General features: G+C 66.3%; 13 protein-coding genes. 3 read left to right on the top strand and 10 right to left on the bottom strand.

From position 1 onward, the window contains the following. The first annotated feature begins 40 nt into the window (after window positions 1-40). The gene (locus tag ACIGJD_RS03605; protein WP_483688336.1) at window positions 41-1,828 is read left to right on the top strand and encodes a thiamine pyrophosphate-requiring protein; all 1,788 of its coding nucleotides are present in this window, start codon (window positions 41-43) and stop codon (window positions 1,826-1,828) included. 33 nt (window positions 1,829-1,861) lie between these two features. On the opposite strand, the gene ACIGJD_RS03600 is transcribed toward ACIGJD_RS03605, so the two are convergent. From ACIGJD_RS03600 to ACIGJD_RS03565, 8 genes are all read right to left on the bottom strand, one after another. After that, on the bottom strand, window positions 1,862-2,218 hold the full coding sequence (locus ACIGJD_RS03600; protein ID WP_483688335.1) for a barstar family protein: 357 nt from the start codon (window positions 2,216-2,218) through the stop codon (window positions 1,862-1,864). 7 nt (window positions 2,219-2,225) lie between these two features. Continuing rightward, window positions 2,226-2,714 (bottom strand): guanyl-specific ribonuclease, encoded by a 489-nt coding sequence (locus ACIGJD_RS03595; protein WP_483688334.1) that lies wholly within the window; start codon window positions 2,712-2,714, stop codon window positions 2,226-2,228. 43 nt (window positions 2,715-2,757) lie between these two features. Continuing rightward, window positions 2,758-4,869: a glycogen debranching protein GlgX gene (glgX, locus tag ACIGJD_RS03590; RefSeq protein WP_483688333.1), complete on the bottom strand. Its 2,112-nt coding sequence runs from the start codon at window positions 4,867-4,869 to the stop codon at window positions 2,758-2,760. 89 nt (window positions 4,870-4,958) lie between these two features. Further along, window positions 4,959-5,948, bottom strand: coding sequence for a 23S rRNA (guanosine(2251)-2'-O)-methyltransferase RlmB (gene rlmB / locus ACIGJD_RS03585; protein WP_483688332.1), 990 nt, complete (start codon window positions 5,946-5,948; stop codon window positions 4,959-4,961). A gap of 112 nt (window positions 5,949-6,060) precedes the next feature. After that, a complete protein-coding gene (cysS, locus tag ACIGJD_RS03580; protein WP_483688331.1) occupies window positions 6,061-7,524 on the bottom strand; it encodes a cysteine--tRNA ligase in 1,464 nt (487 codons plus the stop codon). Between the two features lie 21 nt (window positions 7,525-7,545). Then, a complete protein-coding gene (gene ispF / locus ACIGJD_RS03575) occupies window positions 7,546-8,046 on the bottom strand; it encodes a 2-C-methyl-D-erythritol 2,4-cyclodiphosphate synthase (RefSeq protein ID WP_483688330.1) in 501 nt (166 codons plus the stop codon). Next, window positions 8,043-8,825 carry a 2-C-methyl-D-erythritol 4-phosphate cytidylyltransferase gene (gene ispD / locus ACIGJD_RS03570; RefSeq protein WP_483688329.1) on the bottom strand — a complete coding sequence of 261 codons (783 nt, stop codon included), beginning with the start codon at window positions 8,823-8,825 and terminating at the stop codon, window positions 8,043-8,045. The genes ispF and ispD overlap by 4 nt, the downstream gene beginning before the upstream one ends. Window positions 8,826-8,931: 106 nt before the next feature. Next, window positions 8,932-9,414 (bottom strand): CarD family transcriptional regulator, encoded by a 483-nt coding sequence (locus ACIGJD_RS03565; RefSeq protein WP_011690592.1) that lies wholly within the window; start codon window positions 9,412-9,414, stop codon window positions 8,932-8,934. Window positions 9,415-9,685: 271 nt separating this feature from the next. On the opposite strand from ACIGJD_RS03565, the gene ACIGJD_RS03560 reads away from it, so the two are divergent. Then, window positions 9,686-10,303: a hypothetical protein gene (locus ACIGJD_RS03560; RefSeq protein ID WP_483689419.1), complete on the top strand. Its 618-nt coding sequence runs from the start codon at window positions 9,686-9,688 to the stop codon at window positions 10,301-10,303. 89 nt (window positions 10,304-10,392) lie between these two features. Here the strand turns inward: ACIGJD_RS03560 and ACIGJD_RS03555 are convergent, their stop codons facing one another. Both ACIGJD_RS03555 and ACIGJD_RS03550 read right to left on the bottom strand, forming a co-directional pair. Next, complete coding sequence (locus ACIGJD_RS03555; protein ID WP_141943665.1) at window positions 10,393-11,073, bottom strand: response regulator transcription factor; 681 nt, start codon at window positions 11,071-11,073, stop codon at window positions 10,393-10,395. Next, window positions 11,070-12,338, bottom strand: a complete 1,269-nt coding sequence (locus tag ACIGJD_RS03550) for a sensor histidine kinase (RefSeq protein ID WP_483689418.1) — start codon at window positions 12,336-12,338, stop codon at window positions 11,070-11,072. Before ACIGJD_RS03550 ends, ACIGJD_RS03555 begins: the two co-directional genes overlap by 4 nt. 205 nt (window positions 12,339-12,543) lie before the next feature. Here ACIGJD_RS03550 and phoU point away from each other — a divergent pair, with 205 nt between their 5' ends. After that, window positions 12,544-13,206: a phosphate signaling complex protein PhoU gene (gene phoU, locus ACIGJD_RS03545; RefSeq protein WP_483688328.1), complete on the top strand. Its 663-nt coding sequence runs from the start codon at window positions 12,544-12,546 to the stop codon at window positions 13,204-13,206. The last annotated feature ends 56 nt before the right edge of the window (window positions 13,207-13,262 follow it).

Raw genomic sequence — 13,262 nt, 5'->3', positions numbered from 1 at the left:
TTCCTGGCATGCAGGCCAGGAACCCAACCCAGGAGGACCAATGACCGAACGCACGGTGGCCGACGTAATCGTGGAGCGCCTCACCACATGGGGCGTGGACCGGGTCTTCGGCTACAGCGGGGACGGCATCAACGGGTTCATGGGGGCCCTGCGCCGCACTGAGGGACAGGTTGAGTTTGTCCAGGCGCGGCATGAGGAGTCAGCCGCGTTCATGGCCGTGGGCCATTCGAAGTACACCGGCGGCGTAGGGGTGGTCACCTCCACCCAGGGCCCCGGCGCCGTCCACCTGCTCAACGGGCTGTATGATGCCAAGCTGGACGGCGTGCCGGTGGTGGCCATCGTGGGACAGCAGAGCCGCACCGTGCTGGGTTCCGCCTACATGCAGGAAATCGACCTCATGGCGCTGTTCAAGGACGTTGCCTCCCAGTTCGTGCAGCAGGTCAGTGCGGCGGAGCAGGTGCCCATGGTGCTGGACCGGGCCTTCCGGACGGCGAAGGCCACCTCCTCCCCCTGCGTGGTAATCATCCCCCACGACGTGCAGTCCGCGCCCGCCCCGGAACTGGAGCAGCAGCACGGCATCGTGGTCACCGCGCCGTCCTGGAGCGCCGCGGCCAAGACTCCCCGCGAAGAGGACCTCGCCGCCGCGGCCGCCCTGCTCAATTCGGCGGAACGGGTGGCGCTCCTGGTAGGCCAGGGAGCCAGGCATGCCGGCAAGGAAGTGGAGGCGATTGCCGAGAAACTTGGGGCGGGAATCGCCACCAGCCTGCTGGGCAAGCCTCACGTGGATGAGAGCCTGCCCATCGCTGTGGGGACCATGGGACATCTTGGCACCACGGCCAGCGCGCACCTGCTGGGCAGCTGCGACGCCCTCCTGATCGTGGGCTCCAACGATCCCTGGACCGAGTTCTATCCGCCGCCCGGCGCTGCCCGTACCGTCCAGATTGACATCGACGAGAAGAAGATCGGCAACCGCTACCCCGTCGAGGTGGGCCTGGCAGGCGACGCCGCCTCAGCCCTTGCGGCCCTCAACCAACGGCTGGAGCACCGTCCGCGGACCCAGTGGCGCTCGGAGGTGGAGGCAGAAGTCAGCCGCTGGCGCATCCTGGCGGCAGACCGTGCCGCCGTCCCCGCCAGCCCCGTCAACCCGGAACGCGTGGTGAGTGAGCTCAACGGCCGGCTGCCCGGAGACGCCCTGGTGAGTGTCGACGTCGGAAGCTGCGTCTACTGGTACGCCCGCCAACTGGTGCTGCCCCAGGGCGTCCCTGCGCACCTTTCCGGGACGCTTGCCAGCATGGGCTGCTCCATCCCGTACGGGATCGCCGCCAAGCTGGCCCACCCGGACCGTCCGCTGCTGGCCCTGGCCGGGGACGGCGCCATGCAGATGCTGGGCTTGGCGGAGCTGGTCACGGTGGCGCACCGCTGGCGCCAGTGGCAGGATCCCCGGTTCGTGGTGTGCGTGTTCAATAACCGGGAGCTGACCGAGGTCACGTGGGAGCAGCGTGAGTCGGAGGCCGAGCCGCGGTTTGCCGCCAGCCAGGAACTGCCCGATTTTCCCTTCGCCGGCTACGCCGACCTGCTGGGGCTCAAGGGTATCCGCGTGGAGGACCCTGAGCTGCTTGCAGAGGCGTGGGAGCAGGCCTTCGCCGCGGACTGCCCCGTGGTGATCGAGGTGCTGACCGACCCCGAGATCCCGCTGCTGCCGCCCTTCCCGGCAGGGCGGCAGAAGGCGGAGAGCATGCGCAAGGGCCTGGCAGCAGAGGACGACGGCGGCAGGGCTTCGGCACTGCTGGACACCTATGTTTCGTATGAGGAGCGTCCGCAGGGCTAGCTGGGGTGCGTCGCCCTTAAAGCAGGAGCTGCTTCAGAGGAGTACGGCGGTGACGGCCAGGTCCTTGCCCGCGTAGCGTTCGGCGTCCTGCAGGATCTCGCAGATGATGCCGAACGACCGGTCGCTGCGGAACGGGGCGGCCACCTGCCACAGGACCGTAACGGGCGGGTTGCCGTTGTCGGTGATGCTGTCCGCGAAGTCGTGGAGCGAGTCGTTCAGGGCGTCCAGGTTCACGCCGTAGTGTTCGGGAAAGTCCAGGACCTCGCCGAAGGTTTCCAGGACGGCGCGCTTGCTGTCAGCCGGCGGGACCACCACGCTGCGGCGGCCGGCGTCAGCTACCTGTTCCTGCAGTTCTTCCAGGGTCCAGGTGTCGCCGGAGAAGATTCTCATGGTTGTGCTAGCTGCCTTCCGCTATGTACTTGAACGTTGCGTAGTGGTCCCCGGTGTAATACTTCTCGCCGCCATTCCCTGCAACGATCCGCCTGGCGCCCCGGTCCGCTTCGCCGGGCGTTGGAACCGTGTATTCGCGGTAGTAGCCCCGGTCCTTGACCGGCAGAACCCGTTCGAAGTTTCCGAATACCTGGTCATCCTGGCTGTACTGGTAGGGGCCGCCCGCACGGATCAGCGCCAGCACCCTCCGGCCTTCGACGGGGAGCGCAGACTCCCGGATTTCGGGCAGGTTGGACGGGTTGGCCGCCCGGTGGGGCGCAGACTGCTTGGCCGCCCCTGACGCAGCCGTGCCGCCCGGAGTGGACCCCTGGCTGGAAGCCGTTCCCGGCGTCGCACTTTCCGTTTGCTGGCCCAGCAACCCCGCCCCGCCGAACGCCACCATGGCCAGCACCACCAAAGTGGTGATGAGCAAGGGAACGATGGAGCGGTTGCGCATTCGGGGGGTACCTGCCGGCTGGTGGGTTTATTTTTGGAGGTGTCTACGTGCGGTAGATGCTGATGGAGTTGGCCTCGGCGAGGTCGGTTTCCCCCGAAGGCACCTGGATTCCCTGCCGCTCCTTGTGGCGCGGCGAGGTGGTCAGCCGAAGCTCGAACAGGCTGGGGGTCCGCCTCCCTGCGTCCGGGAGCGTGACCTCCACGTCGGAGGCGCTGCCGTTGACCACCACCAGGCCGGCCAGCTCACCATTGTCGTCCCCCAGCAGGAGCTGCATGACCCGGCAGTGCGGATCGTTCCAGCGGTCGGCGGACATGGGCTGGCCCTCGTGGTCGAACCAGTAAAGGTAGGACTGCTCGTCCCGCACAGGGAAATCGTGGGGCTGGGCGGCCAGGAACTCCTTGCGCAAGCGGATGTACCGCTTGGTGCTGCGCAGCATTTCGTGTGCCTCCGGCGACAGCGTCCAGTCCAGCCAGGTGATGTGGTTGTCCTGGCAGTAGGCGTTGTTGTTGCCCTGCTGGGTCCTTGCCAGCTCGTCGCCGGCGGTGATCATGGGCACTCCCAATGACACCATCAGCGATGCCATGAGGTTGCGCCTGGACTGGGCACGCTTTGCCAGGATTACCCCGTTCTCTGTGGGGCCTTCCACGCCGTGGTTGTAGCTGCGGTTGTCGCCGTGGCCGTCCCTGTTTTCCTCGCCGTTGTCCTCGTTGTGCTTGCGGTCGTAGGACACCAGGTCGTTCATGGTAAAGCCGTCGTGGGCGGTGACGAAGTTCACCGACGCCAGGCGCGAGCGGCCGGAGGCCTGGAAGAGGCCTGCGGAACCGGACAGGGCGTCCGCCAGCTTGGCCATGGTTCCGCCGTGGCCGCCGGCATCGATCGCAGCACGGTCCGCCAGCCAGAAGGTCCGCACTGCATCCCGGAAGTGGTCGTTCCAGTCCACCCACCCGGGCGGGAACTGGCCGGTCTGCCAGCCGCCGTAGCCGATGTCCCAGGGTTCGGCGATCAGCTTGGCCTCGGACAGGACGGGATCGGCGGCGACGCCGGTGAGGAAGGGATGCTTGGGATCGAATTCGTTCGCGGCATTGCGGCAGAGTGTGACGGCCAGGTCGAAGCGGAAGCCATCAATGTGGAACTCATCCACCCAGTACCGCAGCGAATCGGTGACCAGCTGGACCACACGCGGGTCCGCGAAGTTCAGGGCATTGCCGCAGCCGGTGGTGTCGACGAATTTTCCATGGTCGTCCACCCGGTAGTACGTGTCTTTCCCCAGTCCTTTGAAGTTCAGGACGGGCCCCTCGACTCCGCCCTCCGCCGTGTGGTTGTAGACGACGTCGAGGATGACCTCCAGCCCGGCGGCGTGCAGTGCCTTGACCATGGCCTTGAACTCGTCCTGGACCGCCTGCGCCCCGGCTTCCTGCGCAGCCTGGGTGGCGTACCCGGGGTGCGGGGCGAAGAAGGCAGCGGTGTTGTACCCCCAGTAGTTGCTGAGCCCCAGGTCCTGGAGGTGAGGTTCGTCGATGTGGAAGTGGACCGGCAGCAACTGGACAGACGTGATGCCCAGGCTGGTGAGATGCTCGACGACGGCAGGATGCGCCAGGCCGGCGTAGGTGCCCCTCAGTTCTTTCGGCACGTCCGGATGGAGCATGCTCTGGCCGCGGACATGGGCTTCGTAGACGATGGTGTTGCGCCAGGGAAGTCGCAGGCGTTCGTCCGTTCCCCAGTCAAACTCGGTTGCGGTGCGGACGCTGGTGAGGACGCCGTCGCGCTGGTCAACTCCCCTGCCGTACGGATCGAGCAGCAACGGCTGCCTGGCCGACCCGTTGCCGCCGTTGTTACCCGTGGGAATTGCAGGGGGCAACGGCTGGTTATCCGACGACGGACGGAAGCCGTAGCGCGACCCGTAAGGCAGGTCCTCCACGATTCCGTGGTGGACGCCCCTGCTGATGTTGGGCAGGGTCTGGACCCTCCACTCCCCGCCCGGAGGGCAGTAAGCGATGTCCAGGCTGGGGACGGCTGGCGCGAAGCAGGCAACATTGGCCCGCCCGCCCGCGTGGTGGCGGGTGCCACCGGAATCAGCGCGCGGGACGCTGACACCGAGGGGAACAGCCGAGGAGGCGTCCATGGCGGATGCGGTGTCGAAGAGCGGCATGACCATCACCTAAATAGTAGCGGCCATTGGCACTTGACCTGCCCGTTCGCCCCTGCGGCGCCGGGAAACCTGCCAGGGACTTGGGTCCCGGCTAACTATCCCGCGGAGCGCTGGCGGGAGACTTCATACAGCGAGATGCCCACGGCCATCGAGGCGTTGAGCGACTCCATGGCCGAATCGATGGGGATGGAGACGATCTGGTCGCAGTTTTCCCGGACCAGGCGGCTCAGGCCCTTTCCTTCAGAGCCCACCACGATGCACACCGGCTCGGTGGCCAAGGTGAGATCAGGCAGCGAGACGTCGCCGTCGCCGTCGAGCCCCAGCACGAAGATGCCCATGTTCTTGAACTGCTTCAGGGCGTTGTTCAGGTTGGAGGCGCGGGCAACGGGCACGCGGACTGCCGCACCGGCGCTGGTCTTCCAGGCCGAGGCGGTGACGCCCACGGAGCGGCGCTCGGGCACGATGACGCCGTGGCCGCTGAAGGCGGAGACGGAACGGATGATGGCGCCCAGGTTGCGGGGGTCGGTGATGCCGTCCAGGGCGACGAAGAGCGGGGCGTTGGCGATGTGCCCCTTCTTCCACTTCTCCACGGTCTCTTCGGCCAGTTCGTAGGCGTCCTGGTACTCGTAGGGCGGGATCTGCAGCACCAGGCCCTGGTGGACGGCGTCATCCGTCATCCGGTCCAGCTCAGGCTTGCCTGTCTCCATCAGCGGGATGCCGCGTTCGGCGGCGAGCTTCAGGGATTCCTTGACGCGGTCGTCCATCTCGATGCGGATGGCCACGTGCAGTGCCTTGGCCGGGATGCCTGCGCGGAGCGCTTCAACCACGGAGTTGCGTCCGGTGACCACTTCCTCGGTGGCACGCCCCTTGGGCCCGGATTTGCCGGCGCCGGCGCTGCGGGCACCGGTGCCGCGCTTTGCGGCCGAGCGTTCGGCGAGCTGCCTTGCCTTGTGGGCCTTGTGGTAGACGCGGTCCTCGGCCTTGGGGGTGGGCCCCTTGCCTTCGAGGGCCTTGCGGCCATGGCCACCGGTTCCGACGGTTGGGCCCTTCTTCGCTTTCACCGATCGGCGACCATTGTTGGCCATGATGTTCCACCCTTGATTGTGCTGACTGAGTCTGCATACCAGTCTACTGACCCGAAAAAAATCGGGGGCTGCTGGTTGTCCTGGGGGTTTCAGCCGGGCTTGGTGGTGAGCCTTAGTCGCGCTTGAGGCTCCAGGTGGCGCCGTCCGGGCCGTCCTCCACCACGACGCCGGCCTGGTTCAGGGTGTCCCGGATGGCGTCGGAGGCGGCCCAGTCCTTTTCGGCGCGGGCAGCGGCGCGCGCCGACAGTTGCGCTTCCACGAGGACCTCCAGTGCCTCGGCCTCCCGGGTGCTCACGGCCGCGGACCCGGCGACGGCGTTGAGGCCCAGGACGTCGGTCATGAGGGCCACCGCGTGCAGGGCGTCCCGCGCGGCGGCGTCGTCACCCTCGGCCAGGGCAGTGTTGCCGGCCCGGACGGTGTCGTGCAGGGCCGCCAGGGCGCGGGGGACGTTGAGGTCGTCGTCCATGGCTTCGCAGAATGCATCAATTCCGGCGGACGCGCCCCGGTTACCGTCGGCAATGCCGGCGTCGCCCCCGAACCGGGCCGCCGCTTTGGCCAGGAACCCGTCAATGCGTTCGACGGCGGCAGCGGCCTCCTGCAGCGACGTGGGCCGGTAATCCAGCACCGAGCGGTAGTGCGCCTGGCCCAGGTAGTAGCGCACCACCCGGGGCGGGGCCAGTTCCAGCATTTCGGCCGGGCTGATGGTGTTGCCGATGGACTTGGACATCTTTTCGCCCTGGTAGGTCACCATGCCGTTGTGCATCCAGAAGTTGGCGAACGGGTGGCCAGCCGCCTGGGATTGCGCCATTTCGTTTTCGTGGTGCGGGAAGCGCAGGTCCAGTCCGCCGCCGTGGATATCAAAGGCGGTGCCGAGGTACTTGGTGACCATGGCGGAGCACTCAAGGTGCCAGCCGGGCCGGCCGGCACCCCAGGGCGAGGCCCAGCTGGCGGTGGCCGGCTCGCCTTCCTTGGAACCCTTCCACAGCGCAAAGTCGCGGGGATCCTTCTTGCCGCGCGGATCGGCGTCGGGCGCTGCCTGCATGTCATCGATGTTTTGCCGGGTCAACGCGCCGTACCTGTCCCAGGAGCGGACGTCGAAGTACACATCGCCGGAATCATCAAGGGCAGGGTAGGCGTGGCCGCGGTCGATCAGCTCCTGGATCAGGGCGTGCATCTCGGGGATATGCCCTGTGGCCCGGGGTTCGTAGGTGGGACGGGAAACGCCGAGGGTGTCGTAGGCCTTCAGGAATTCGCGCTCGTAGCGGTATGCCAGTGCCCACCACTCTTCGCGGGCCACCTCCCCCGTTTCCGGGCTGAAGTCCGGCGCGAAGGAAGCCTCCGACTTGGCAAGGATCTTGTCGTCGATATCCGTCACGTTGCGGACGACAGTGACGCGCAGCCCCCGGTACTGCAGCCAGCGCGTCAGCTGGTCGAAAGCGATGGCGGAACGGATATGGCCCACGTGCGGCAGGCCCTGGACCGTGGCTCCGCAGTAATAGAGGCTGACCTTGCCCTCGACGAGGGGGACGAAGTTCCGGACTTCGGCGGAGGCAGTGTCATAGAAGCGCAAGGTCACCGCTCCAGACTAGCCGATGCCTTAGGTCTGACGCGGGTACACCAGGGCGGTGGCCACCGCCGAAATGCCCTCGCCGCGTCCGGTAAAGCCCAGGCCGTCGCTGGTGGTTGCCGTGACTCCCACATGCGCGCCGGCCGCTTCGCTGAGGACCTTTTGGGATTCCTCCCGCCGGGGCCCGAACTTGGGCCGGTTGGCCACGAACTGCACCGCAACGTTGCCGATCTCGAAGCCGGCCGCCCGGACGATCCGGGCCGCCTCCGCGAGAAGGGTGGCGCCTGAGGCGCCTGCGAACTCCGGACGGTCCGTACCGAAGTGCGTGCCAAGGTCGCCGATGCCGGCGGCGGAGAACAGTGCGTCCGCGGCGGCATGCGCCACGGCGTCCCCATCAGAGTGCCCGGCAAGGCCACGTTCGCCCGGCCACAGGAGCCCGCCCAGCCAGAGCGGCCGCGGGGCGTCTTCGGGGGCGTACGCGTGGACGTCGATTCCGACGCCGGTCCGGGGGAAGACCATGTCCTGGCTCATCCTTCCACCCACCGGGCTCCGAGCGGGCCTTCCAGGAGGCCTTCGGCGAAGATCAGGTCCAGGGGCGTGGTGATTTTGAGGGACTGCGTTGAGCCGCGGACCACGTGGACGGGAGTGCCCAGCATTTCAACCAGCATGGCGTCATCGGTGACAGCCGCCGACTGTTCCTCATCCAGGGCCTCGGCCGCCTGGTGCGCCTGCAACAGCGTGCCGATCCGGAACCCCTGGGGCGTCTGTACCGCGCGCAGTTCCTCGCGGCGGGCGGTTCCCGTGACAACCTCGGGGGCGAAGGCCGCATCCTGCCCCGTGGTGGCAGTCACCGTTTTGACGGTGTCCACAACCGGAAGCGCGGGAATCACGGCATCGGCACCGGCGGCAAGCGCATCGGACACACGGTGGAAAACCGACTCGGGTGTCAGTGCGCGGGCAGCATCGTGGACCAGGACCGCATCGATGCCCTCCATCAGGGCCGCGATGCCGGCCCGGACGGAGTGCGCCCTGGTGGATCCGCCGTCGACAAGCGTCAGGAGGGGTCCGCCGTCGGCAAGTTCCCCGCGGAAGTCGTCGCACAACTGGCGCAGGCCCTGGTCCCCTGCGGGCAGGGCGACGCACACCTGCGTGGCAACCCCGGACGCGACGATGCCGCGCAGGGCATGCATCAGGATTGGCTCGCCGCCCAGCGGCACGGCCGCTTTGGGCATGCCGTAGCCAAGTCGTTGCCCTGAGCCTGCGGCCACCAGGATGACAGCTGTGACCAGGCGCGGAGGTGATTCACTCATGCGGACTAGCCTACGACGCCGGCCCTTCCGGCAGGTGCGCAGGCGCGGCATCCGCGGGGGCAAAAAGAAGCCCCGGCGGCACTTGCGTGCCGCCGGGGCTAAATTCTTAGGAAGCCAGGACCTCGTCGAGAACGCTTGCAGCCTTCTCCTCGTCGGTCTTTTCAGCCAGCGCCAGTTCTGAAATCAGAATTTGGCGGGCCTTGGCCAGCATTCGCTTCTCGCCTGCGGAAAGGCCCCGGTCGTGATCCCTGCGCCACAGGTCGCGAACAACCTCTGCCACCTTGATGACGTCACCGGAAGCAAGCTTCTCCAGGTTTGCCTTGTACCTGCGTGACCAGTTGGTGGGTTCCTCGGTGAACTCGGCGCGGAGCACATCGAACACGTGCTCCAGGCCTTCCTTGCCCACTACGTCCCGGACCCCAACAAGGTCAACGTTCTCTGCTGGAACTTCAATGGTCAGATCACCCTGAGCCACCTTGAGCTTGAGATACATCTTCTCTTCGCCCTTGATGGTGCGCATCTTGATTTCTTCAATCTTCGCAGCACCGTGGTGAGGGTAAACTACTGTCTCGCCGACCTCAAATACCATGTGGACATTTCCCCTTTCCCGCTGACCAGTTTATCACGATTCAGGCATATGACCGGCCGGGGAAAGAGCTTCGAACCGCGAAAATACGCGGAAAATCGGCCCAATCAACTTGGTTCACCCTCTTGACGAATGGGCAGATTAGTGCTTCACGTGAGCGCTCGCACAGGGGTTGTGACACGGCCGAATCCTCGTTTGACCCTCTTTGCGGATAGGCTATGGCTGAAAAAGACTTCAAATTTCTCGAGGAGTACGTGACGTGCGTTCCACTGCGATGAACCGGGCCCAGCGCGGCAAACTGGCACTGACGGCTGCTGCCCTTGGCGCCAGCCTGCTGACCGCGGGCTGCGGTTACATCACGCCCCAGCAGACCAGCCATCAGTACTCCGCCTCGGACGGCATCCGCGCGGACCTCGGTCCGCTGCAGCTGCGGAACATCCTTATCGTCTCCGCCGGCGAAAATGAGCCCGGCCGCCTGATCGGCGCCGTCTACAACTCCTCCTCCAAGGACGTGAAGCTCACGGTCAACGGCGCCAAGGGCTCGCAGACCGAGGTTCCGGTGAAGGCCAACTCCTACACGCTGCTCAACGAGAACTCTGATGCCGCCATCCTGAGCACCACCGGCGGGAAGCCCGGCTCCCTGGTGGACGTCAAGATCAGCGAGAACGGCACCAACGTCAGCAACACCGTCAAGGTTCCTGTCCTGGACGCCACCCTCCAGGAGTACAAGAACTACGTCCCCACCCCGAGCTCCTCCGCGACGTCTTCCTCTTCAGCAAGCCCGAGTTCGTCAGCCAGCGCCAGCTCATCCGCCAGCGAGAGCTCGCCGGCCGGGGCGGGCTCGTCAGCCGGCGCCACTCCGAGCGCTACCGCAACCGCCACCAGCCGCTAAGCAGTCTCCGGCCGCAGGAGGCCGGCAGGCATAACGAAAGGGAGGAGCCCCACGGCTCCTCCCTTTCGTTATGCCGCCGTCCGGCCGGTTTAGGGTTCGAACTTGTAACCGAGGCCGCGGACCGTCACCAGGTAGCGCGGGGCAGAGGGATCGGGCTCGATCTTGCCGCGGAGGCGCTTCACGTGGACATCCAGGGTCTTGGTGTCACCCACATAGTCGGAGCCCCACACGCGGTCGATCAGCTGGCCCCTGGTCAGCACCCTGCCCGAGTTGCGCAGAAGCATCTCCAGGAGCTCGAATTCCTTCAACGGAAGCAGGACCTGCTCGCCGTCAACGCTCACCACGTGCCGCTCAATATCCATGCGGACGGGCCCGGCCTGGACCGTGGACGAGACCAGCTCCTCCGGCTCACCCTGGCGACGCAGCACGGCCCTGACCCGGGCCACCAGTTCGCGGGACGAGTAGGGCTTGGTTACGTAATCATCCGCGCCGAGCTCAAGGCCCACTACCTTGTCGATCTCGGAGTCCTTGGCGGTGAGCATGATCACCGGGACGCTTGAACGCTGGCGGAGCTGGCGGCACACCTCGGTGCCGGAGAGGCCCGGAAGCTGCAGGTCAAGCAGCACCAGGTCGGCGCCGTTGCGGTCGAATTCGGTGATGGCGTCGAGGCCGTTGTCCACCACCTCCACCTCGAAACCTTCTTTACCCAGCAAATAGGACAAGGGATCGCTGAACGATTCCTCATCCTCCACAATCAAAATCCTGCTCAAGCTCTAGCTCCTTGTTCTGTAGCGCCCGGTTCTGTTGCGCCGGCGGCGCGGGGTACTTGGGTAGGGGCTGGCCGCCCGGACGTCTCCCGGGGCTGCACCGGCGCCACTGCCGGCGCGTCCGGAACTGAAGGCCCGGCGTCGCCCTCCTGCCCTTCCATTTCGGGCAGCCGGAGGGTGAAGGTGGATCCCTGCCCGGGCTGGGACCACAGCGTCACCTCCCCGCCGTGGTTCGAGGCCACGTGCTTGACGATGCTGAGGCCCAGGCCGGTGCCCCCGGTCTGGCGCGACCGTGCCGCGTCCACCCGGTAAAAGCGCTCGAAGACGCGTTCCTGCTCCTCGGGGCTGAGCCCATCCCCTTGGTCGGTCACGGAAATCGAGACCAGGCCTTCCCTGGAACGGACGCCGATTCCCACGCGGGTGTTGGGGGGTGAGTAGCGGATGGCGTTGTCGATGAGATTCCGCAGCGCCGTCACCAAAAGGTCCTGGTCGCCGAACACCTTGCCTTCGGTGCGCCCGCCCACCACGATGCTGATGTTCTTGCTTTCGGCGGGAAGCTGCGACCGGTCCACGGCCTCGGCGATGACGGCGTTGATGTCCACGGGTCCGCCCTGCTGCGTCACGCTGGCGCCCTGCAGGCGGGAAAGTTCGATGATGTCCTGGACCAGGGCCGCGAGCCTTGCCGATTCCTTGTGCATGCGCTTGGCGAAGCGGCGGACGGCTTCTTCGTCATCGGCGGAAGATTCGAGCGCCTCGGCCAGCAGGGAGATGGCACCCACCGGGGTTTTCAGCTCGTGCGATACGTTGGCCACGAAGTCGTTGCGGATCTCTTCGGTACGGGTGATCTCGGTACGGTCATCGGCGAGGAGGAGGATGTATTCCTCGCCCAGCATGGCTGCCCGGACCTGGACGATGATGGTTCCCTGCCCCAACGGCCCCCGCGGAAGCTCCAGCTGCTTTTCAAGGATGACCCCGTCCCGCCGGACCCCGGCGGTCATGTCCAGGAGCTCCTTGTGGACCACGGTGTGTCCGCGGACCAGTCCGTAGGCGTAGGCTGCGGGGCTGGCACGGACCACGCCGTCAACGTCGTCCAGCACCACAAAGGCACGCCCGACGACGGCCAGCACCTCCGCTGCGCCGGCCGGAAGCGACAGCTCCTCGGGTTCGACGTCCAACAGCTCGCGCTGCTTCTCGCTGACCCGGTAGGCAAGCACGCCGAACGTGCCAAGCGCCAGGCCGATAAGGCCGGCAACCAGACCAATGAGCATAGGATCCACAGCTCCACTTTATGCTCTTGCCTGGAGCCGCCCGCCGCGTTCCGGGGCATCGGGCGAACGGTTCAACTAACGTTCATCTGTGTGGGGATAATCGTTTACCGGGCGATGCCAAAGTTGGTGGTTAGACCGCCCAACGGCGACACGATTCCTGCTGCCCTGGAGCGGCCGGCGGGAGTTCCAAGGAAAGGACGCCTACGTGCGTAAGGTTTTTCAGGAAGAGCTCACCCAGGTCGGTGACCAGCTGGTGGAGATTTCCCGGCTGGTCAGCGAAGCGATGGCCAAGGCCACTACCTCCTTCCAGGTAGCGGACGTGGACCTCGCCCAGGACGTCATCGCCGCCGATGCGCGGATTGACTTCCTGCAGAACAGCCTGGATGAGCGGGCAATCGACATTCTGGCGCTTCAGGGCCCCGTCGCCAGCGACCTGCGCATGATCGTGGGTTCCCTTCGGATGAGCGCCTCCCTGGAGCGGATGGGCGACCTGGCCCGGCACATCGCCCAGCTGGCCCGCCTCCGCTACCCCTCCATGGTGATTCCGGAGTCCATGACGGACACGTTCAACCGGATGGCCGAACTGGACCAGGAAATCGCAGACAAGCTGACGGTCCTGCTGGAGAGCCGTGACCTTGAGGTGGCCCGGGACATCCTCAAGGCCAATACGGCCATCAATGACCTGCACTTGAGCGTGTTCAAGGCCATCGCGTCGCCCGACTGGTCCGGGTCGCCTGCCACCACCGTGGACGTGGCCCTTGCCAGCCGTTATTTCGAGCGGTTCGCGGACCACGGCGTTTCCGTCGCCCAGAAGGTGACCTACCTGGTCACGGGCGCGTGGCAGCCCAACGCCACCGAGCACAGCTAATCCCAAGCAGGACATACGACGGCGGGCTGGTCACCTGAGGTGACCAGCCCGCCGTC

The sequence above is a fragment of the Arthrobacter sp. E1SS-5 genome (assembly GCF_057073715.1).
Note: the sequence above shows the minus strand (reverse complement) of the source record. Positions and strands in the feature narration are given on the sequence as shown.